The 18,654-nt window shown below is 41.8% G+C and carries 24 protein-coding genes, 2 pseudogenes and 1 riboswitch; of the genes and pseudogenes, 10 read left to right on the top strand and 16 right to left on the bottom strand.

Going from position 1 to position 18,654, the window contains the following annotated elements; genetic code table 11:
• Positions 1-136 precede the first annotated feature (136 nt).
• Positions 137-727: a GNAT family N-acetyltransferase gene (locus tag B1A98_RS03620; protein ID WP_063385723.1), complete on the top strand. Its 591-nt coding sequence runs from the start codon at positions 137-139 to the stop codon at positions 725-727.
• 757 nt (positions 728-1,484) lie between these two features.
• Here B1A98_RS03620 and B1A98_RS03610 read toward each other — a convergent pair.
• Together B1A98_RS03610 and B1A98_RS03605 are read right to left on the bottom strand one after the other, a co-directional pair.
• The gene (locus B1A98_RS03610) at positions 1,485-1,703 is read right to left on the bottom strand and encodes a hypothetical protein (RefSeq protein ID WP_063385725.1); all 219 of its coding nucleotides are present in this window, start codon (positions 1,701-1,703) and stop codon (positions 1,485-1,487) included.
• A 225-nt stretch (positions 1,704-1,928) separates the two neighbouring features.
• Positions 1,929-2,846 carry a DMT family transporter gene (locus tag B1A98_RS03605; RefSeq protein WP_063385726.1) on the bottom strand — a complete coding sequence of 306 codons (918 nt, stop codon included), beginning with the start codon at positions 2,844-2,846 and terminating at the stop codon, positions 1,929-1,931.
• Positions 2,847-3,033: 187 nt separating this feature from the next.
• Between B1A98_RS03605 and B1A98_RS03600 the strand changes: the two genes are divergently transcribed.
• Complete coding sequence (locus B1A98_RS03600; protein WP_041096779.1) at positions 3,034-3,312, top strand: hypothetical protein; 279 nt, start codon at positions 3,034-3,036, stop codon at positions 3,310-3,312.
• 144 nt (positions 3,313-3,456) lie between these two features.
• On the opposite strand, the gene B1A98_RS03595 is transcribed toward B1A98_RS03600, so the two are convergent.
• The 4 genes and pseudogenes from B1A98_RS03595 to B1A98_RS03580 all read right to left on the bottom strand — a co-directional run bounded on the left by B1A98_RS03595 (position 3,457) and on the right by B1A98_RS03580 (position 5,028).
• The gene (locus tag B1A98_RS03595; protein ID WP_087903723.1) at positions 3,457-3,642 is read right to left on the bottom strand and encodes an aspartyl-phosphate phosphatase Spo0E family protein; all 186 of its coding nucleotides are present in this window, start codon (positions 3,640-3,642) and stop codon (positions 3,457-3,459) included.
• 243 nt (positions 3,643-3,885) lie between these two features.
• Positions 3,886-4,116, bottom strand: a pseudogene (locus B1A98_RS03590) (pentapeptide repeat-containing protein); the annotation flags it as partial.
• Positions 4,117-4,412: 296 nt separating this feature from the next.
• Positions 4,413-4,697 (bottom strand): hypothetical protein, encoded by a 285-nt coding sequence (locus B1A98_RS03585; protein ID WP_041096775.1) that lies wholly within the window; start codon positions 4,695-4,697, stop codon positions 4,413-4,415.
• Between the two features lie 85 nt (positions 4,698-4,782).
• Positions 4,783-5,028 carry a DUF2164 domain-containing protein gene (locus tag B1A98_RS03580; RefSeq protein WP_063385728.1) on the bottom strand — a complete coding sequence of 82 codons (246 nt, stop codon included), beginning with the start codon at positions 5,026-5,028 and terminating at the stop codon, positions 4,783-4,785.
• Positions 5,029-5,285: 257 nt separating this feature from the next.
• Here B1A98_RS03580 and B1A98_RS20865 point away from each other — a divergent pair, with 257 nt between their 5' ends.
• A complete protein-coding gene (locus B1A98_RS20865) occupies positions 5,286-5,411 on the top strand; it encodes a hypothetical protein (RefSeq protein ID WP_256682623.1) in 126 nt (41 codons plus the stop codon).
• A gap of 45 nt (positions 5,412-5,456) precedes the next feature.
• Here B1A98_RS20865 and B1A98_RS20345 read toward each other — a convergent pair whose 3' ends face one another.
• Positions 5,457-5,603, bottom strand: a complete 147-nt coding sequence (locus B1A98_RS20345) for a hypothetical protein (RefSeq protein ID WP_158286012.1) — start codon at positions 5,601-5,603, stop codon at positions 5,457-5,459.
• A 257-nt stretch (positions 5,604-5,860) separates the two neighbouring features.
• Between B1A98_RS20345 and B1A98_RS03575 the strand changes: the two genes are divergently transcribed.
• The 3 genes from B1A98_RS03575 (at position 5,861) to B1A98_RS03565 (ending at position 7,615) form a co-directional block, all read left to right on the top strand.
• Positions 5,861-6,403: a ribonuclease FAU-1 family protein gene (locus B1A98_RS03575; RefSeq protein WP_063385729.1), complete on the top strand. Its 543-nt coding sequence runs from the start codon at positions 5,861-5,863 to the stop codon at positions 6,401-6,403.
• A 241-nt stretch (positions 6,404-6,644) separates the two neighbouring features.
• Positions 6,645-6,944: a rhodanese-like domain-containing protein gene (locus B1A98_RS03570; RefSeq protein ID WP_063385730.1), complete on the top strand. Its 300-nt coding sequence runs from the start codon at positions 6,645-6,647 to the stop codon at positions 6,942-6,944.
• Positions 6,945-7,012: 68 nt separating this feature from the next.
• Entirely contained in the window at positions 7,013-7,615 is a 603-nt protein-coding gene (locus B1A98_RS03565; RefSeq protein ID WP_063385731.1) for an SAM-dependent methyltransferase, read from the top strand.
• 97 nt (positions 7,616-7,712) lie between these two features.
• Here the strand turns inward: B1A98_RS03565 and B1A98_RS03560 are convergent, their stop codons facing one another.
• Positions 7,713-8,204 (bottom strand): OsmC family protein, encoded by a 492-nt coding sequence (locus B1A98_RS03560; RefSeq protein ID WP_063385732.1) that lies wholly within the window; start codon positions 8,202-8,204, stop codon positions 7,713-7,715.
• An 82-nt stretch (positions 8,205-8,286) separates the two neighbouring features.
• Positions 8,287-8,946: a Crp/Fnr family transcriptional regulator gene (locus tag B1A98_RS03555; RefSeq protein ID WP_063385733.1), complete on the bottom strand. Its 660-nt coding sequence runs from the start codon at positions 8,944-8,946 to the stop codon at positions 8,287-8,289.
• 213 nt (positions 8,947-9,159) lie between these two features.
• Between B1A98_RS03555 and B1A98_RS03550 the strand changes: the two genes are divergently transcribed.
• Positions 9,160-9,612 (top strand): GNAT family N-acetyltransferase, encoded by a 453-nt coding sequence (locus B1A98_RS03550; protein WP_063385734.1) that lies wholly within the window; start codon positions 9,160-9,162, stop codon positions 9,610-9,612.
• 60 nt (positions 9,613-9,672) lie between these two features.
• On the opposite strand, the gene B1A98_RS03545 is transcribed toward B1A98_RS03550, so the two are convergent.
• From B1A98_RS03545 to B1A98_RS03530, 4 genes are all read right to left on the bottom strand, one after another.
• Positions 9,673-11,052, bottom strand: a complete 1,380-nt coding sequence (locus B1A98_RS03545) for a sensor histidine kinase (RefSeq protein WP_063385735.1) — start codon at positions 11,050-11,052, stop codon at positions 9,673-9,675.
• Complete coding sequence (locus tag B1A98_RS03540; protein ID WP_063385736.1) at positions 11,049-11,729, bottom strand: response regulator transcription factor; 681 nt, start codon at positions 11,727-11,729, stop codon at positions 11,049-11,051. Before B1A98_RS03540 ends, B1A98_RS03545 begins: the two co-directional genes overlap by 4 nt.
• A 95-nt stretch (positions 11,730-11,824) precedes the next feature.
• On the bottom strand, positions 11,825-12,499 hold the full coding sequence (locus tag B1A98_RS03535) for an ABC transporter ATP-binding protein (protein ID WP_063385737.1): 675 nt from the start codon (positions 12,497-12,499) through the stop codon (positions 11,825-11,827).
• Between the two features lies 1 nt (position 12,500).
• The gene (locus B1A98_RS03530) at positions 12,501-13,535 is read right to left on the bottom strand and encodes an ABC transporter permease (RefSeq protein ID WP_063385738.1); all 1,035 of its coding nucleotides are present in this window, start codon (positions 13,533-13,535) and stop codon (positions 12,501-12,503) included.
• Positions 13,536-13,964: 429 nt separating this feature from the next.
• Positions 13,965-14,056: riboswitch (cyclic di-GMP riboswitch) on the top strand.
• Positions 14,057-14,111: 55 nt separating this feature from the next.
• Here B1A98_RS03530 and B1A98_RS03525 point away from each other — a divergent pair.
• On the top strand, positions 14,112-14,417 hold the full coding sequence (locus B1A98_RS03525; RefSeq protein WP_125474389.1) for a hypothetical protein: 306 nt from the start codon (positions 14,112-14,114) through the stop codon (positions 14,415-14,417).
• Positions 14,418-14,803: 386 nt separating this feature from the next.
• Here the strand turns inward: B1A98_RS03525 and B1A98_RS20955 are convergent.
• Positions 14,804-14,854: pseudogene (locus B1A98_RS20955) on the bottom strand (excalibur calcium-binding domain-containing protein); the annotation flags it as partial.
• Between the two features lie 570 nt (positions 14,855-15,424).
• Here B1A98_RS20955 and B1A98_RS03515 point away from each other — a divergent pair.
• Entirely contained in the window at positions 15,425-15,814 is a 390-nt protein-coding gene (locus B1A98_RS03515) for a hypothetical protein (RefSeq protein ID WP_063385740.1), read from the top strand.
• Between the two features lie 107 nt (positions 15,815-15,921).
• On the opposite strand, the gene B1A98_RS03510 is transcribed toward B1A98_RS03515, so the two are convergent.
• Positions 15,922-17,502 (bottom strand): Vga family ABC-F type ribosomal protection protein, encoded by a 1,581-nt coding sequence (locus B1A98_RS03510; RefSeq protein WP_063385741.1) that lies wholly within the window; start codon positions 17,500-17,502, stop codon positions 15,922-15,924.
• A gap of 392 nt (positions 17,503-17,894) precedes the next feature.
• Between B1A98_RS03510 and B1A98_RS03505 the strand changes: the two genes are divergently transcribed.
• On the top strand, positions 17,895-18,182 hold the full coding sequence (locus B1A98_RS03505; protein WP_041096743.1) for a DUF1292 domain-containing protein: 288 nt from the start codon (positions 17,895-17,897) through the stop codon (positions 18,180-18,182).
• 151 nt (positions 18,183-18,333) lie between these two features.
• On the opposite strand, the gene B1A98_RS03500 is transcribed toward B1A98_RS03505, so the two are convergent.
• Entirely contained in the window at positions 18,334-18,525 is a 192-nt protein-coding gene (locus B1A98_RS03500; RefSeq protein ID WP_063385742.1) for a hypothetical protein, read from the bottom strand.
• Between the last annotated feature and the right edge of the window lie 129 nt (positions 18,526-18,654).

Raw genomic sequence — 18,654 nt, 5'->3', positions numbered from 1 at the left:
GGCGCTCCGGGCTTTTAATGTGTTTTGTCAGGAGTATTCCAGCGCCATAAGCCCTGTTTCCTATCTGCTCGACGAGGAAATGAGTATGATGCATAATGAGAGATGAACAAGGAAATCAGGGATAGGAGCGAGGACGATGATTCAATTACTTCCTTTTGCCAGAGAAGATATTAAAGAGTTAATGGATGAAATTGATTCCAAGCCATTAATGATTCAATGGTCGGGACGGGCGTACAGTTATCTGCTGACAGAAGAGCAGGTTAAGAATTACATGGATAAGGAATACGGAAAAGGCAGTTATATTTATAAGGCTGTAGATTCTTCCACAAATGAAACAGTTGGACACATTGCCTTAAGAGAAATTGACGAGCAGCATGAACTGGGGAGGATTAGTTATGTGCTTGTATACAAAAGGCACCGCGGGAAAGGAATCGTCAAGCAGATTATGGAACAGATTCTTCATCTTGCTTTCAGTGAATTGCAATTGAACCGGGTGAGCCTGGGTGTTTTTACATTTAACAAGCCAGCTATTGCTTGCTATGAAGGTTTCGGTTTTCAAGCAGAAGGCGTTCATCGCCAGGTGTGCAAATTGAGCGACCATGAATATTGGGATACGATCGAAATGTCCCTTCTAAAAAAAGAATGGGCAGAACGAACCGTCCCTGTTCAAGAAAAAGTGATAGCAAAAGAAGGCAGTTTAGCTGAAGCTCTGAAAATCAAGGAATGAAAAGCGACAGCCCTATCTACAAATAAACTAAAAGGGACGGCTGATGATTCCATTTTCAAACAGATATGGCTATAGGGCTGCCTTAACGTTGTCCGCTCTGTTGATTGGAATAGAAGGCGCGAAGACTCCTGCAGGATCAGCGGGACAGGAGAGACCCCGCAGAAAGCGAAGCAGCCTGGAATGGAAATCAACGGCCCGCATTCACAAGTCAACTAAAAAGCAAGGCGGCACGAGGCCGCCTTGCTTTTTAGTTGGAGGTTCTATTATTGTTTCCTTTTGATTTCTCAATGACTTGGATGAGACGAGCGAAGCGGCTTGGTGATTGGCCGCGGAGAGCATTCGCCTGCAACGGAATCAATAGAAAAATCAGCCATGCTGTTTGAGAAAGCCTTATTTGAAATTTAAATGGAAGGACACACTGAGTTGGATAAAGCAGATGACAGTTAATAGGTTGAAGTACATCAGAAGGAATTTTATTTATTTACCTCAGAAGATTTCTTTCTGTTCTCAGAAAATAATCTTGGTTTCCTCGATAAGATAGCTAACGAGCTAATAAACACGACACCTAGGACGATAGAAATAATCCAAGCAAAATAATCGATTGGCTCCATGTGACATTCCCCTTTCTTTTAAATGAGTATGAAGAAAGTATATACATAAACAGAGATTTTATGTTTACCCGGTTTTAAACGAATGTAAACCACCTAAAGCAAAATAAAAAAACCCCTGAAAAGTTAAGGAGTTTTGTAAAAGAAAGTTAATGAATTAATTTTTCAATGGCTTTTGCGGCTTCCTCTACACATTCGAAATACTTGACTGTTTTACTATCAAGTATTGTGATTTGAAAGGTGGACGTATTTTTCAAACAGCAAACGGACAAAAGAGGATTCTCGCCATTTTTGAAAGTATGGGTGATTTCCACAGCATTATAGTAACGAAGCATCTCCAGTATTTCTTTGAGCTTTTCTACAGACATCCTAGCACTCCTTTCTGGAGTTAGTGGAAAGGGACTAAGCAAAATTCCAATAATTTCATTTTCTTTGTTGTAACCAACGATAACACACTTCCCTTGATATTGATATAAATAAGTTTATAATAGCTGCTGAATAAAAGCGGTTTGTGAATGAATGATGACAATAGTCGTTTTAATTGAATTTCAGGATAAGGGACAAAGAAAAAGGATGACCCGGCAATCGCCGGGTCATGAAGATAATTGTTTTGAAACAGCAGAAGGCTTTTTGGACTTTTGCACCGGCTCCTGGACAATGATAACAGCGGAAATAACCAGTACAATTCCAATGTATTGCCAGGCATGCAACGTCTCATGAAAGATTAAAAATCCGACCAGGGAAGCTACAACCGGCTCAATAGTCGCTATAATAGAGGCCTTGCTTGATTCTACTTTGCTTAATCCCTTCGTATAAAGAATGAAAGGAAGTGCCGTAGAAAGAACACCAAGCCCAATGATGCAGCCCCATGCCTTTATATCAGATAATAAAGCGCCAGCCTGCCAGACTCCGCTAACCGGAATGGACGCCGCCGCCGCAAATAGAAACGTATAAACTGTAACAGTTAACGAATCATATTTCTGAAGGGCGAACTTTCCGAATATACTATACAGCGCATAGAAAAAGCCTGAACCGAGGCCGAGAATGAAGCCGTACAAGGAAATTGTCTCATTCATATTCGGCAAAATGCCGATCACAAACGAACAGCCAAGAAATGTAATAAACAAGGCAGAGACCTTGCGGGGGGTCAATGCTTCTTTAAAGAATATTCTTGAAAAAATGGCAACAAAGGCAGGAGCCGTATAAAGAAGAATGGAGGCAATTGAAATAGAAGTTTCCTCGATTGCGCTAAATAGACACCAGTTAAAAAAGACAATACTGATAATTCCCGTCCCGACAAAGTATTTACTATCCGCCCAGCGGATTTTTAGAAGCCGCCGGTTTTTAAAAAAAGTATAAGTGACAAGAAGCAAAGCCGCTGAAAAGGATCGCAAGGCCACGACCTGTCCAGGAGTAAAGCCCATTTCATATAAATAAGTGACGAATACGCCAATAATTCCCCATAAAGAAGCACCTAAGCCGATCAGCAGCAGTGCCAGTTTATTATCCATCGTTTTCCCTCCCCATTGCTTTCACATCCTCTATACTAACAAAGATTTTCTGCATTGAATATCATCGATCCATAAATAAGGAAAAGGCCGTTCGCGTATCGTGTTAAAGAGGGAAAGGATGAAGGGGTTTTTTTATGGTTAAGATGAGTAAAAGTTGGAGAGTCTGTTACAAAAGGAGGCGGCAGCGATGTATGCACAAGGAGATTGGGTAGAAATCAAACACCATTATGCGTCGGGGTATGTGCTTGAATCAGATCATTGCAGCGCACTTGTCTGTGTAATCAAAAATGGGAGAATTCAAGGGAACAAGCGCTTTAACCATTATGAGATGAATAAAACAAACACTGAACTTCTTCCGGAGGATACGAAAGATTTGACACAACTATACATTAATATGGCATTGGACTCAGATGATAAAAGCTGGTTTCGCTCACTTACGAATGGATCAATGGAAGAAAGTAAGTGAAGAGGCGGTGCCATTCTCATCACAAAATAAGAGCAGAGAAAAACACAGAAGAGGTTCTTGCCAGATAAGAAAGCAAAAAGAGCCAGGCTTATGCCTGGCCGATGAAGTGAGAAAGGTGTGCACCAGCCGGACCCATTGATTCTATTACCCGGACCTAGGAAGGCGTGAGCAGGCAACTAGCTGATAATTGTGAATCAACTCGTCCAATTCCTCACTGTATTTCAGAGTTTCGCAATCACAAAGACTTTTACGGAGACCTGTCGAAACCATCAAGTGACGCACGCTGTTAATTCGGGTAATTAGTTCATCAAGTGTTTCCTGTATAATCACTTTTCATCCTCCCTTGCCGGTAAATCGAAAGGACACGCTCGTATGCGGTTGGGTACATTATACAACCTTAGAAAGCGAAGAAAAAGATCGAATATTACAAAAATAATTGAAATAAAAAGAAACTTTGTGCGTTAGAAAAGAGCAAGGACTCCTGTACGGGGTGAAGGTGAAATAGAACGCCAGGAAAGGGAGGTGTCAGCCATTTCTTGGCGCTCTGTTCGCTAAAAAACAAGCTAAAGCTTCTTAAGGTGAAGAGGCAAACCAATGCGGCGGATGAATAAGTGCCAGCGGCAGCTTTGTGTTTAGGCTGCCTTTTGCCGTGTTAATTTGCGCCTGGGTGAGAAAAATACTTCCCCTTAAGTCTGCTCTGCTGAGATCAGCATCTCGCAAATCTGCTCCAATTAGATCAGTTGCTCGCAAATCAGCTTCCCTCAAGTCCGCTGCGATCAGCAGAGCTCCTCTTAAATCTGTTCCCAATTGAAAGCAAAATCAGCTGAAGCGGCAAAAGGCAAGGCGACACAACATAAGCCAAAACAGTTTTTGCAGTCAGCATGAAGATTACTGCGGCGAGTATAAAGCAATACACCTGTGTGATTAGACAAGAGGGCACTTCCTTTAACTCTAAACCGCTGACATAATAGAGAGTTCTTTATTGAGAATATTCTTTTAATTACTTCATAGTATCATCCATAAATTGGACGGTCAATGCTTGTCTGGAACCGTTATCATCCAGCGTCATTCAATCAGTACGAAAAAGGGCAGGCTGGAGGTTATTCACGCCTCACTTTTTTCAAGTACGAGCGTATACTTGTTTTCAGAGAGGCGTAAGAACCAATTGCAGCATAGCCGTAGAACCAGCCCATAAACAATCCGGCTATCCAATGTCCTCTATGGCTGATAAAGACTGAAATCAAAAGCCCAATTGAAAGAGCGACAAGCGGAACCAGCGATTTAGGTATCTTAAAAAACATTTTAATCAGCTGGGTTAATACGATTACAGCAGGAACGGCAATAACGGCGTCCCAAAAGTTTGTATGTATAGTAGGGAAATCCATTCATACACCGCCTTTCAGTTGTAGTATGAGTGGATTTCCCTTAATCTATCCAGAAGAAGAGCTTCTTTTCTGGATATTCCTGCTTTCATCGCTTTATAGGGCGCTCCAGCGTTAGAATTTCATCTTCTATTGAGGAGAATTGCTGTTCAACAATAAACCTTGCATCTGAGACAGCGGCGTTATAAAAATGGGGAGCAAGCGTCCCTGTAACAAAATCTAATACTCTTTCGGCAGCAAACTGAGTGATTTCCTCGTCTCTTTCTTGCGAAAAAAACGATTGAATATCCGCAACCATTATTTCTCGTTGTTCTTTTGTCAGCTTGATAAACAAATCTTCTCCTCCTTGAAAGCTTTTATTACTGTAACTATACATCGCAGCAACGGAAAATAATAGGTTCTATTGCGTCAAAAAGGAGCAGCTCCCTATAGCAGCAGATAAGGCACGAAATTAGTCGAAAAGTTTATGGGAATAACCCCTTCACTTTGTAAGCGCTTTCTATTATAGTGGAAGTAGGAGCAGTTTTTATTCGGCGCTCCGGCAGCTTGAATAGAAGAAAAGTTTAATTTAAAAATGGAGGGAGAATAACAATGAGAAAGCATGAACTGACACTTTCCAGTTTCATTCATAAAGATCAATTTGACTTGAACGCTTATGTTGTTTATTTATTTCATAAATTTTCAAATGAGGCGCCTAAACATTCGGGGGCAAAATAAAGGAAGGATCAGCAGGCTTCCGAAATGGTTCCTCATGAGTATTTTTCAAGTTTCGCTGGTGGGTTCCTTGAAAATATCTTGTTTAATGGCTGTATAATCTATGTAAAAGTAAAAAGGGGTAAGCCCTTCGCCATCTTTTAAAAAACTCATATTTACTCTTTCTCTGGCACTTATCTTCTTTATTCTCTCCAACAGCAGATGACTCCTTCTAATTCAATGATCATTGCGCCTTGTGCAGGTTTGAAGAGCTTCCCCCCACGCCGGCTTTGCCAATCGAGCTTTTCTGCGTAGTGATTTAGATTTTGCCTCTCTCCTTGTCTATATTCCTGATTTGTTGTTTGAATGATCTAGTCATACAGCCAATGATCCTTCTATTGCTTATTACATGAACGGTACATGATACAATCAATAAAGAAGAGTATGAGTCAGTAGAAGGAGAAGCTGCAGAAATGGGAACACTAGTTAATCAACAATTTAATAGAATCATAGAAAGAAAAATAAAGTATGATTCTACGATTGTCGAACACGCGTGCAGGCTGCTAAAAGCCTGCGATCAAACAGCGGTTCTCTTCCACAAAATACAATATACCTTTACAATGACTGCTGAGCAGGTAAAGTTAACGATCCCTAAAGGCAGCTATACGATTGCCTACTATTGGAAGGATCGGCCGTATAATTTGTATATTTGGAGAGATGGCAATGGTGCTTATTTAGGGGCTTATTTCAACATTGTCCGGCAGACAAAGCTAACGGATCAGTTCCTCTCTTTCGAAGATTTAATCATTGATATTATGGTTCTTCCGGATGGCACTTATTTTATTTTAGATGAGGACGAGCTGCCAGAGCCGATCGAACAATTTGAGAATGGAACGGTGCACCGAACATTGCAGGCATTTATCCATTCTATGCCGGTAATTCTCGACCAACTTATTTTAGAAAGCGAGCATACATATGCCCATCAACGGCTTTTGCCGCTGTTACACGGTTATTAGTTTTTTAGCTCATGTTTTAAAGTGGAAGAAAAAGGCGATAAAGGCCTGAAACTTTATCAGGCTAAAATGCAGCTGGTTAGTCATTCTGTCACCAACCAGCTGCATTTTTCTATTACCGGCACTTTTTAAGAACGGCTGCTGGAGGCAGTTAAAATCTTTGACATCTCCCTAGTTGTATCGTAATATACCCTTAGGGGTAATTGGGTACAGAAAATTATAAATAAACAAAGGAGGTATCACCATGTTTCCTGAAATTTTGCCGGAGGAAGCGGAAAGGCTCCTGCAAGAACATAAAAATATCTGTGTGCTTGATGTAAGAGAAGCTGGCGAGGTAGCCGCAGGGAAAATTCCTGGCGCTGTGCATCTTCCGCTGGGACAGGTGCTCACACGTGCGAAGGAGCTAGATCCAGACAAGGAGTATATTGTTGTGTGCCGCAGCGGCAATCGAAGCAGTTTAGCCTGTGAATGGCTAACCGAAAAAGGATTAAAAGTAAAAAATATGACTGGCGGCATGAACAGCTGGACTGGCGCTGCAGAATAAGAAAAGGGCGCTTGCGAAAGCGCCCTTTTCTTATAGAAGACTCTATCGGCTGTAAAGGAGAGAGAAGGATGAATAAGTGGAATGAACGCTTTACAAGTGAAGAATATGTATATGGAACAGCACCAAACGAATTTTTAGAAGAAACGCAGCAAAAACTGCAGTTATCAGGAGAAGCATTGGCTATTGCAGAAGGAGAGGGGCGCAATGCTGTTTTTTTAGCTGAGCAAGGAATGAAGGTGACTGCCTGGGATTATGCACCATCCGGGCTGGAGAAAACAAAGAAATTAGCAAAAGCAAGGGGAACGGCTGTTCAAACGGAGCTGATGGACTTGGAAGAAGCTCAATGGGAGGGAGACCGCTGGGATGAGATTGTGTGTATATTCGGTCATTTTCCAGAAAAGCTGCGCCGCCAAACGCTTCTTGGCATTAAGAAAGCAGTAAAGCCTGGAGGATACTTTGTTGCGGAGGTATATTCTCTTTGCCAATTGTCCTACAAGAGCGGGGGTCCCAAAGACAGTCGCTTTTTATATGCGCCAGAGGAGTTTTGGACCGTGTTTTCCGATTGGCGTATTGTACATTTTTTTATGGGGGAAGTGGTCCGTCATGAAGGAGAGTTGCACAACGGATTATCTCATGTCATCCAATTTGCGGGCCAAAAACCTGAAAAGTGAAGAGAGATCATCCTATGCTGCCTGGCAGCTGAACCGGGCATAGAGAAAGCACTTCACGCCGGCCGAAGGGGATCGGACGGCGTGTGAAAGAACTTGATTATTGGATAATCAGCTGAATGTCTTTTTTCAGGCTGGATAGGACAGGAGATTTTGCTAAAGCAGCCTGTGCAATTTCCTTCAATTCTTCTTTTGGAGCTTCCGCGTCTGCTTTTAATGTGATAACCGGGTTTAGAATTCCTCCGTCTCCTTCTTCCATGCCAAGAAAAACAGCCGCATTTAAATCTGCTTTAATTTCAACATCTACGCTTTTCAATGGAATGCCTTTTTCACTGGCCATTACTTCAAAGGTAATAGCAAAACAGCTTCCGGCTGCCCCGATAAGATATTCTACCGGATTAGGCGCTTGATCTGTGCCGCCCAGTGTTTCTGGCTCGTCTGTAAGAATTGGGTCAAAATCCCGGATAGTCACTTTATTTTGCACACCGGTTTGCCACTGGATTTGTGCTTGCCAGCTCCTGATTTTCAACGCTGGATTTTCCTTGATGGCGCTTGCTGTTTGCTGTGCTGCTGCGAGTGAAATTTGATTCATTATGCATCCTCCTCAATGATTATGTCACATTGATCATACAGGAGGCGGGCAGCTGCTGTATGTAAGGCTCCTTACACCTGCTTTAATTTTTAGCTTTTTTAATCCACAGGCGCTGGCCCTCTTGTTTTACTTTTTCAGTTTGGATGAATTTATTGATTACAAGCGTAACGGTTTCTCGCGTTGAAGCAATCATTCCTGCTAAGTTTTGGTGGGTAAGAAATTCAGGTAAAGGATACCAGTCCTCTTTTTTTTCGGATTTGTTTGCTAACTTATCCAATAAAAAGAGCAAGCGCTCCTCAACTTTTCCATACGCTACTTGTTCAAGCACTTCTATCGTGTCTTGAAGTCTGTTGGCGAAATAGTAAAGGAGCGTCGTTGATAATTCTTTATTCTGCTGAATTTCATTTCTGACTTCTGCTTTTGTGAGAGAAATAAGCTTTACCTCGGTTAATGCTTTGGCAAACAGCTGACTTTCTTTTTGAGAAAAAACATGCAGCAAATCAATAAAATCACCTTTTGACAAAATGCCAAGCACGCATTCTTTGCCTTCCAAATGAATATGAAATATACGGGCGTGGCCTTCAATGATCAAGTAGACAGAATCAGACAGTTGTCCCGGTGTACAAATAAGCTCACCTTTTTTAAATGTTTCCACGTTCTTGTTAGCTGTCCAATGTTCAATTTGCGACGCCGGAAACATATTAATAATATTTGTTGGATATAAAAAATGTTCACTTTGCATCTATTCCTGCTCCTTTGAATCGTGTATCCATGATTTCTCTATTCTTGGCTTTTTCTCTGAAAAAGTACAGCAAAAGGCATTATTCTTGGCTGGATAGGGCAACTGCGGTAAGAGGGGGAGATTCGTTTAACCGGAAGAAAGCAGGAAAGTATGTAGCTTATAAGCAAGAAATGGTAAATTAAAAGAAAATATAAATCGGCAAGGTGAAAAATAATGATAATTAGAAAACTAAACAAAGATGAACACCCGCCGTTTGAACTGCTGCTGTCAGCGGACCCTTCATTGGAGGCGGTAGAGAAGTATGTGGAGAGGGGGGAGAGCTTTGTTGCTGAACAAGGCGGCGAGGTTATTGGCGTGTATGTGCTGCTGCCCACAAGGCCTCATACTGTAGAGCTGGTAAATGTAGCGGTGTCAGAAGGACAGCAAGGCAAGGGCTTTGGCAAGCAGCTGGTGATGCATGCGATCCGAGAGGCTGGAAAGGAGGGGTACCAAACGATTGAAATTGGCACGGGCAACTCCAGCATCGGTCAGCTGGCTCTGTATCAAAAGTGCGGTTTCCGGGTGGTTGGTGTCGATGCTGATTTCTTTATCAGGCATTATTCAGAGGAAATTTTTGAGAATGGGATTCAATGCAGAGATATGATTCGGCTGTCTCAAGATTTATAGCAGATTATCCAAAAAATGAGGTGCCACGCAGAAGAAAGGCATGGCACCAAAAACACTGTATTAGCCAAGGGGCAGCTCCGCGACAAAGGCGGAGCCTTCCTTTTCCTTGCTTCGTACATAAATATGGCCTTCGTGCAGTTTCATAATAGTCGCGGCGATGGACAGACCGAGGCCAGTGCCTTCAATCGCTCTTGAACGCATCATGTCTGCCCGGTAAAAGCGTTCAAAGATTCTTTCCAATTCAGTCCGGCTCAGGCCGACGCCGGTGTCTTTAAAGGTAATGAAGAGAGCGTCTTTTTTCACTTCGATGGCAATATCAATACTGCCGCTTGGTTTATTGTATTTAATGGCATTAGTTAACAGATTATCCCAGACGGTATTGAGCAAAGAAGGATCGCCGATGATTTCAATATCAGGCAAAGAATAGCTGAGAAGAATGCCTTTTTCACTGATAGCCCATTGGTAGCTTTGAATTAACTCTTTTATTTGCTGGCCAACGTTGAATGGGCGTTTTTTGACCATATCTTCATTTCGATCCAGGGAGGCCAGAAGCAGCAGCTGTTTCGTCAGAGTAGAAAGCCTTTTAATTTCACTGTTAATAATAGAAGCATAGGAATCCCTTTCTTTAGGACTAATCGATTCATTGTTCATCAGGTTCGTATAGCCTTTGATATTAGACAAGGGCGACTGTATATCGTGTGAAATATTCGAAATAAATTCCTTTCTCATCTCTTCTGTTTGTTCTAATTGCCGCGCCATTCGTGAAAAGCTGTTTGACAGCTCCCCTAGCTCATCATTCCGGTTTGTATCAAGCTTAACGCGAAAATCTCCCTCAGCCAGCCGCTTTGTGGCCGCTGTTAAGCGGGAGATGGGCTTGACTAAATAGTTGGTAGCGAAAACTACCATGACAATACTCAACACAATTGCTAACACAAGCAGCCAGCCGAATAACAGATGCATTTCGTTAAAGAGCAGCTTAATATCCGGGCGAAGGAAGAGGGCATATTGTTTTCCGTTATGTGTCAGCGGGACGCCGATTGTATTCTTTAATTCATTGGCGAAAAAGCCGGTAACGAATGTTTTGTGCGGAAAATGAAGAATCCCGTGGTAGACCGTTCCTTGCAGCACCTGCCTTTTTGTCGCCTCAGCTAGTTGCTTGTCTCTGAAAGCGGCACCAAAGAAAGTTTCACGTCCGCTGCTGTCGACCAAATAAATTTGATAGCCGACAGCAGAGAGGCTTTGCAAATACTCCTCCAGATTCATATCAGGGTGCTCGTCAGTAAAAGCAGCAACATTAAGGGCAATAGCTGTGTTTTTTTGATCATTGTATGATTTTAACTTTTGCTGATAGTAAACATTGGAAATAAAGAAAGCAAGAAGTCCGCTTAGCAGCATAATTCCGGTTGTGACGACAACAAATTTTGAATAAAGCGACTTCATACCCGCTTGGCCTCCAGTAAGTAGCCGATCCCGCGAACGGTTTTTATGTGAAAGTCAGCCGTCAGCTTGGAAAAGCGTTCTCTCAGCCTCTTAACATGAACATCAACCGTTCGTTCATCTCCATCATAGTCCAAGCCCCACACTTGCTCGATCAGCTGTTCACGGGAAAAAGCTTGCATCGGATTGGAAGCCAAAAAGAATAACAGTTCAAATTCTTTTAGCGGCAGGAGCAATGTCCGTCCTTCCGTATGGACTTCGTAGCTTTTCTTGTTGATGCGCGTGTTCCCAAGCTGAATGAGCAGCTCATCCGGCTGGGCATCGTATCTTCTTAACAAGGCTTTGATGCGGAAAAGCAATTCCTTCGGGTCAAACGGTTTGACCAGATAGTCATCTGTGCCCGAAGAAAACCCCTGTTCTTTATCTTCAATTTGATTTTTCGCTGTTAAGAGGATAACGGGAAGGTCATACCGGCTTCTAATTTCTCTAGTCAGCCTATAGCCGTCTATATAGGGCATCATTACATCCACAACGGCCAAGTCGCACGTACGGCTGGAAAGAATATTCAGTGCCTCCATGCCGTCTGCGGCTTGGACCACTTGATATCCTTCTTTGCGCAAGTGAATGTCGATCAATTTTAATACATGAACATCATCATCAACAATCAGAATAGTTGTCATTATATTTTCTCCTCCATATGAGCGGTAAAAGATGAAAAATAGCCCGCACATGAGGCGAGGGCTATCAATAGATTATTTGCTCAAAAGAAACGGCTTTAAGAAACCATTCCATCACTCATTTTAATAATGCGGTCGGCGTAGGAAAGCATGTCTTCGTCGTGGGTCACCATTAAAGTGGTAATGTTCAGCGTTTGGGTCAAACGCTGAATGAGTGCCATTACATCCTTCGATCTTTTTGAATCCAAACTGGCCGTTGGTTCATCTGCAAACAGAACTTTTGGTTTGTGAATGATCGCTCGGGCGATAGCCACCCGCTGCTTCTCTCCGCCGGATAGAGAAGCCGGATAAGCGTGTCTCCGGTGCTCCATCTCCACTAGCTTTAAAACACGATCAATTTCTTTTTTTCTCTCGTCCTTTTTTAACGTTGATTCTGAAACATCAAGCATCAGCTCCAGCTGTTCTTCAACGGTAAGGAAAGGAACCAAGTGGGCAAATTGAAAGATAAACCCAAATTTGCTGGCGCGTATTTTCCGAATCTGTTCTTGAGTCATTGCGCTAATATTTTTCCCTTCGAACACGACCTGTCCGTCTGAAGCAGGCTGAAGTCCCGCTGCAATGGTGAGAAAAGTGCTCTTTCCAGAGCCGGAAGCCCCGACTAGAGCGGTGATTTCGCCTTCTTTTAAAGACAGGTTAATGCCTTTCAATACTTCTTCTTCTATTTCGCCGTTTGAAAATGTTTTTTTTACTTCATCAATGGTGAAAATAGCCATATTACACCTCTCCTTGTTGAATGGCCTGCAGCGGCTGCACTTTTTTGATTTGAATTCCTGAAAGTGTAGCACCGATAAATCCGATAACGAGAAAGACGATTGATAATTGGATCGTTGTATCAAGCGTCAAGCTGAATGGCATGCCATCAGGTGACAGCAGTTTAAAGCCTTGGCTCAGGGCCACAGACAAGCTGAGGGCACCTGCTGTAATAAGAAGCATTTGGGTCCACATCATTTTGAACAGCGTTCCGGTTTTTACACCGATGGCTTTTAAAATGCCATACAGCCCAATTTTTTGAACGTTCATCATATAGAAGAAAATGGCGAACAGCATGCCGCTGATGACAACCAGGAACCAAACAATCATATTCAAAGACATTTGTTCCGCGTTATAGCTTGGAATAGTATGCAGGAACTGTTTTTTTGAATAGGCTTGCAGTCCGGCTACGGACTGCGCCTTATCTTCTCCAGGAACAAAAACTAATTGCATTTCCTCTGTCCGGTACATTTCCTTATAGTTTTCACTATTAATAAAAGCAACTGGCGCGTGGCTGTATTTCTTGCCATCAACAAACCCTTTTACGGTAAACTTGCCGCTAAATTGATTATTGGTTAGAACATCCCCGACTTTTATGCCGGTATCCTTCATGGAAGCATCAAGCACAACTTCGCCTTCTTTGACTTTTGGAAAAAGCGGCGAATCCGTTGAAGTGACAAAGGCGACGCTTTGCTGCTTGTCGTTTTTGTCATTCAGAAAGCCCATTTGAATGGATAGCGCTGCGGCTTCCGCTTTTTTATTTAACAGGTTGCTTTGAGTGTCAGGGTCTATTTTCGATAGATTATATGTTTCATCCGCATTAGCATCCATATAAAAGGAGCCGTCCGGCAAGTCCTTAATTAAGGCAGCGTTGTCCTGAGATAAGCCGTTTGCCAATCCAGAAATAATGAAAGTCAGAAAACTAACTAAAAAAACAATCGATCCTAAAATCATAAACCGACCTTTATTCTTTTTAATTTCTTTCCAGGCCATGTTCATTGTTATTCCTCCTATCTGTTCGTTCTGACGCGATATAGTAAGTGTACCCGCATTATATGAACGAAAGATGAACGGAAAATTACATTTATCGAGAGTGGGATGGCAAATATCAGCATACATGGAATATGCTGTGAAGGGATCTTTTGGGCGCTTATTGAGAAGGGCAGACGAATGCGCTTTTCATGAAAAAATAAATAAATGAAGAAATTGTAAAAAACAAGGATGTGATTAAGCGACAAAAAATGATATTCTAAACAGGCGGCACTCTTATTTAAGCCAACCTCAACCTCGTCATCTTATAAACTGCTGTTTCTGCACAAGCATAAAAAATCGCCGACATGTTTTTTAACAATGATAAGTAATATTTTTTTAATATAATTTTTCATTGTGTTATGATCATCTTATTTGTTGTATGATTAAATTGTTTCTACTTGAAAAAGGCAAACTTATTGAAAGATAAGGGCGCAAAGCTGCGGGTCTAAAGTTTACGGTCAGTGAACAATGATAGCCGGGCTGCCAAATAGGAATCTACTTCCTCATTTGGACAACTATATTAATTGGAGGCAGGGACCAAAATTGATGGAAGGAAATAAAGAATTAAGAAGAAGCATTCGCCGATTTTATGATTTATTAAAGAAATGTCCAGACAACAGAGATGCTGCTCATGATTTCCTGGTTTATTTACGATCTCTTTTAAAAATTCAATCTAGAACACCTTTGCCAGCGCAGGAGGTCATGGCTCTTTTGAAAAAGCATAAACCGAACGTATTCTACACGTTACAGGACATGGCCGAAAAAAACTTGATGCTAGGAATTTTAACTGATTTGCCGGAGGACATTGAAACACCGGAAGAAAGGTTAGAGGAATTACTGAATATCTGATAGCAGTCAGGCTGGTAAAGTGACTTGTTGCAGGCGAGAGCAGAGTAAGGAAAGCGATGGAACGGTGGCAAGTGTTATAAAAAGAGAGAGCAAAAAGTATAAACTAAAATGCTGCAAAAAGAAAATGATGATGCAAGAATAAGTCAGTCAAAATAGTGTTAACGAAGATCCTGCGAATAAGGAGTCTCGATTTTAATGTGGTAGTCGAGGGACTGTTCGTTGTTATGGAAATAATAAAGCAAGCGACGTTTACATAAATTAGTGTGACTAACAGATGAAACAGCCATGTAAGCAGCTTTATTAATCAATCTATTTATCTAACACTGAAATTAAAAAGTCCTGCCTTTGCGAGCGGGGCTTTTTAATTTTTTTTGCTGTGTGATGTGTTATCGCTCACAAGCCCAGCCGTCTTTATCACGATCGTGCTTTGGATCATAGGCTGGGTGTCCTTTTGCTGCACCCTTTGGATATTTTTTCTAAGCTCTGTACAATTTTTAAAGGATTCCTTCTTCGGAGCTGGCTTTACAGGAACTGCTGACCAAAGATAATGATAGAACAGCTGCAGCAACAGGCTTGAACCATGCGGATTTCTTTGTAAACATAAGGATCTATTCTCCCTAAGTTGGTATATTCATAAAGTACTGTAAGAGATTTACTTAGCAATCAAATAGTACCATCTTTATTTTAAAATAAAAAGTATTTTTTTTGAAAATAAAGGAATATGTTCTCGATATTTCTATACAAGAAACGAATCCTAGCGTAGGAAAAGCTCTGTTATTGTTTTATGCGGATGTTTCAGCTGTTCATGCAATAGGGGCATAAAGGGAAGTATGATTCTATTGAAAATAGAAATAAAGTACCAACGGAAGAAATAATCATTATGTATTTATAATGAGTAAGAAGGTTGACAACTGTGAAAATAAAATGCGGGGGGTTGTCTGCAGAAGAACGGCACCATCCTATTTGTTGCTCATAAAATAGAGAAGGGCAAAATTCGGAGGGCAGCAATGAAGAATAAAACAACTGAGAAGCAAAAAAGCGAAAAGATTTTGGCATTGGAGAAAGAGGTGGCATTAGGTCTGTGGGTTCAGGTGATAGGGCAGCTGATCGAAATTAAAGGTTTGTCAGGGCTGTTATATGCTGAGGATCAAACAGATTCAATCGGAGAGCAGCAAGTGTTGGCAGCTGTTTGGATCAGGACAATTGGTCAAATTCTAGAAGCGGTTTCCGTGTCGAGTCAAATTAACGAGACAGATGTGAACAGACTGCAGCAGGAGCAAAAGCTGGCTATTACAGGAGATTTGCTTACAGCCATTGGAGCAGCCTACGAAGTGGCTGGCGGAGTGCGCGTGCTTGAGGAAGAGGCAGTAACCGCCCGGAGCCGCATTATTCCGTAAGAGACAAGGAACGGCTTTTATATGACAGCCCCTGCTTTTAGCAGGGGCTGTTGCTGAATAGGCAGCTTTCCGGATGATAAAGTAAAATGGTCTGGTAAGCCTTATGTTTAATGATCGAACCGGTTCAAGGCCTGTTTTTCTTGCAAAAGCAGCTGGAATTCTTTTTCTAATTGTTCGGAAGGTTCAATGCTCAGCCGGCTAAGCACTTCTGATATCTTCATATCCAGCACAAGCAGCTTATCTGCATTCTTATCGGGATTCTTCTTTAGCTGTTTGCGCTGTTTGTACTGTTCATAGGTTCCTTCAAATAGCTCAATTTTCTGATTGCGGATGACAGCCATTTTTGTAGCAACATTATCAATCAAGCGGCGGTCATGAGAAGCAAAGATGACCGTGCCCGAATATTCTTTTAAGAGAGCTTCTAAGGCATAGGTCGCGTCGATATCAAGAAAGCTTGTCGGTTCATCTAAAATGAACGTATTAATATCACTTAAAAATAATTTAGCCAGTGCAGCTTTTACGCGCTCTCCTCCACTCAAGACGCCCGCTGGTTTGTAAACGTCGTCTTGGTAAAAGTGAAGTCTGGCAAGTACTGTCCGAATGAGTGCTTCCTCTTGTTTGGAGGTGGAGCGGACATTTTCCAAAATGGATTTCTTAACATCCAAAATCGTTAAATGCTGGCTAAAGTAACCAATTTTCACAGCGGGAGAAATTGTCACTCCGCTGTCTTGATGGACTATTTTCTTTAACAAAGACGTTTTCCCGCTGCCGTTTGGCCCGATTACTGCCAGCTTGTCACCAGCGCGGATATGAAAATCAGGGCTATCCCAAAGCAGACGCTGGCCAATTGTGCCGGAAACCTGCTGCAGCCGGAGAATGATTCGATCTTGCAAAACCTCTTCATTCGGCAAGATCATTTTAAGCGCGGGGTGTTCCTTCACCTTTTCTGGTTTTTCCAGGTGGTCTATTCTCTTTTCAATTGCTTTCGCTGTTTTTTGCAGCTTTTTTTGCTTTTTTGCAAAGTAGGGACGTGCTCCGGTAATATTTGCTTCAGAAGAACTTAATCCTTTAGGAGCTTTGGTGGCCTTCTCCGCTTTTTTCTCTTTTAATCGTAAAGCTTCTTCAAGTTGTTTTTTCTTGCATTCATATTTCTCATAAGCTAGCTTCTTCTGCCGGAGCTCCGTCTCTTTTTGTACTTCATAATCTCTGTAGCTTCCTTTGTATTCCTTGATCTCGCCGTCATTTATTTCCCAAATCTTTGTACAAACCGTGTTCAAAAATGTCCGGTCATGAGAAATGATGACGAAGGAGCCCTTCCATTGAAGCAGTTTTTTCTCCAGCCATTCGATATGTTCTGTGTCAAGATGAGTTGTTGGTTCGTCCGCTAACAAAATGTCCGGCGCTTTCATTAAAGCCTGCTGGATATATGCCTGGGTTATTTCTCCGCCGCTTCTAGCAGCATCCGTTGTTTTTAACTGGGGCAAAAGCTCACATTGAGCATGATGAATAATCGTTCCGCTTTCTCGAGGTAAGCCTCCAGCTAATATGCTCAACAAAGTAGTTTTTCCGCTTCCGTTGCGGCCTACCAATCCAATCCGGTCATTTTTATGGATATACAGTTGATCGATGTCTAATAATAAGCGGTCTTTTACATAATGCTTAATTTGCAGAGCTTCCAATAATAACATATACTCATCCCCTATTTTTGTTATTCAGGGACAAAAAGCCCCCTATCTGGAGTCAGAATAGGGGGCACAAATATAGATGGACGCTAAAAAGAGGCAGCTCCTTTTAGGCTCAACTACAGAAGGACCTCTCCTATTCTGAAAACTCCGCTTGAAGGCATCTTAAAGAAGACAGAAGCATTGTTCTGTAAAAAGTGCCTTCCATTGCTTGTTTTCATAAATAGGATTAGTACTTCATGTAATTGGTTCACCCTTCCGTTCTTTTATTCATACTACTTTAAATGATATGCTTAGAGTTGTCAAAATCCCTGCATGAACCGGAATCTATTTGGAAATAGATGACTAAGGGCACTGCATGGGCAAGACTACCTGTTGAAAAAGGAGAGAAAGACTACATGGAAAACATTAAAGTTGGTGAAGTTTTTACGATTAGTGATGAAAATAATGAAGAGCAAGGTGTGGAAGTGCTTGCAGTCATTGAGATGGAGGGAAGTGTATATGCTGCCGTCGGATTTGTCGAGGACCTGCAGGAGGAGAGTGAAGAGGACATTGACATTTTCTTTTTAAAGGTCGATGAGGATGGCGATTTTACAGCTATTGCAAGTGACGAAGAATTCGATCAAGTTTCCTCTGCTTTCGATGAAATCATGCAGGAAGAAGAAGCGGACAGAAGCAGAGATTGAACCGTTCTACCCGAATAAAGGCAAGTTTCAGCACCTCTTACATAAGAGTGTGCTGTTTTTAGTTGGGAAGAATATTGTATAGAATGGAAAAGTTGAAATAGGAGCCTGTCTTTCGTGCCCGTCATGTGCAGCAGGCTCCCGCACACGGCAATTAGTTCAAAAACTTATATCCGAATACATAGTAAAGAATCATAGAAGCACCGAGAAAGAAAGCAAAGAACAACACTTGCTGCGATACTGAACGGTTTTTCAGCCAATTCCACCGTTTGTTTTCGATATCAAGCCAAAAAAAGTCTACAATGATGGCGACTAACACAATGGCAATAAACGTAGCAAAGTTCATCTGTACGCCCGCTCCTTTCCTTGTTTGGTGTTTATTATACCATAATATGGAATGAAAGACAGAGGAAGGAGATGGTGATTTTCCATTATTTGAAACTTTCTATGGTTTGGTTCGTATGTCTTGTGAAGG

Origin of the sequence: Pseudobacillus badius (assembly GCF_002189605.1) — a bacterium.
GTDB classification, from domain to species: Bacteria; Bacillota; Bacilli; order Bacillales; family Domibacillaceae; genus Pseudobacillus; species Pseudobacillus badius.
This window is presented reverse-complemented; position numbering and strand designations above follow the sequence as displayed.

Coding starts and splice junctions, on each gene's coding strand:
- B1A98_RS03620 (WP_063385723.1), top strand. CDS start 137: ATGATTCAATTACTTCCTTTTGCCAGAGAAGATATTAAAGAGTTAATG.
- B1A98_RS03585 (WP_041096775.1), bottom strand. CDS start 4,697: ATGGATTTCCCTACTATACATACAAACTTTTGGGACGCCGTTATTGCC.
- B1A98_RS03500 (WP_063385742.1), bottom strand. CDS start 18,525: ATGAACTTTGCTACGTTTATTGCCATTGTGTTAGTCGCCATCATTGTA.
- B1A98_RS03575 (WP_063385729.1), top strand. CDS start 5,861: ATGGGAACACTAGTTAATCAACAATTTAATAGAATCATAGAAAGAAAA.
- B1A98_RS03600 (WP_041096779.1), top strand. CDS start 3,034: ATGTATGCACAAGGAGATTGGGTAGAAATCAAACACCATTATGCGTCG.
- B1A98_RS03570 (WP_063385730.1), top strand. CDS start 6,645: ATGTTTCCTGAAATTTTGCCGGAGGAAGCGGAAAGGCTCCTGCAAGAA.
- B1A98_RS03560 (WP_063385732.1), bottom strand. CDS start 8,204: ATGAATCAAATTTCACTCGCAGCAGCACAGCAAACAGCAAGCGCCATC.
- B1A98_RS03550 (WP_063385734.1), top strand. CDS start 9,160: ATGATAATTAGAAAACTAAACAAAGATGAACACCCGCCGTTTGAACTG.
- B1A98_RS03555 (WP_063385733.1), bottom strand. CDS start 8,946: ATGCAAAGTGAACATTTTTTATATCCAACAAATATTATTAATATGTTT.
- B1A98_RS03540 (WP_063385736.1), bottom strand. CDS start 11,729: ATGACAACTATTCTGATTGTTGATGATGATGTTCATGTATTAAAATTG.
- B1A98_RS03510 (WP_063385741.1), bottom strand. CDS start 17,502: ATGTTATTATTGGAAGCTCTGCAAATTAAGCATTATGTAAAAGACCGC.
- B1A98_RS03545 (WP_063385735.1), bottom strand. CDS start 11,052: ATGAAGTCGCTTTATTCAAAATTTGTTGTCGTCACAACCGGAATTATG.
- B1A98_RS03605 (WP_063385726.1), bottom strand. CDS start 2,846: ATGGATAATAAACTGGCACTGCTGCTGATCGGCTTAGGTGCTTCTTTA.
- B1A98_RS20865 (WP_256682623.1), top strand. CDS start 5,286: ATGAGAAAGCATGAACTGACACTTTCCAGTTTCATTCATAAAGATCAA.
- B1A98_RS03565 (WP_063385731.1), top strand. CDS start 7,013: ATGAATAAGTGGAATGAACGCTTTACAAGTGAAGAATATGTATATGGA.
- B1A98_RS03535 (WP_063385737.1), bottom strand. CDS start 12,499: ATGGCTATTTTCACCATTGATGAAGTAAAAAAAACATTTTCAAACGGC.
- B1A98_RS03515 (WP_063385740.1), top strand. CDS start 15,425: ATGAAGAATAAAACAACTGAGAAGCAAAAAAGCGAAAAGATTTTGGCA.
- B1A98_RS03530 (WP_063385738.1), bottom strand. CDS start 13,535: ATGAACATGGCCTGGAAAGAAATTAAAAAGAATAAAGGTCGGTTTATG.
- B1A98_RS03505 (WP_041096743.1), top strand. CDS start 17,895: ATGGAAAACATTAAAGTTGGTGAAGTTTTTACGATTAGTGATGAAAAT.
- B1A98_RS03610 (WP_063385725.1), bottom strand. CDS start 1,703: ATGTCTGTAGAAAAGCTCAAAGAAATACTGGAGATGCTTCGTTACTAT.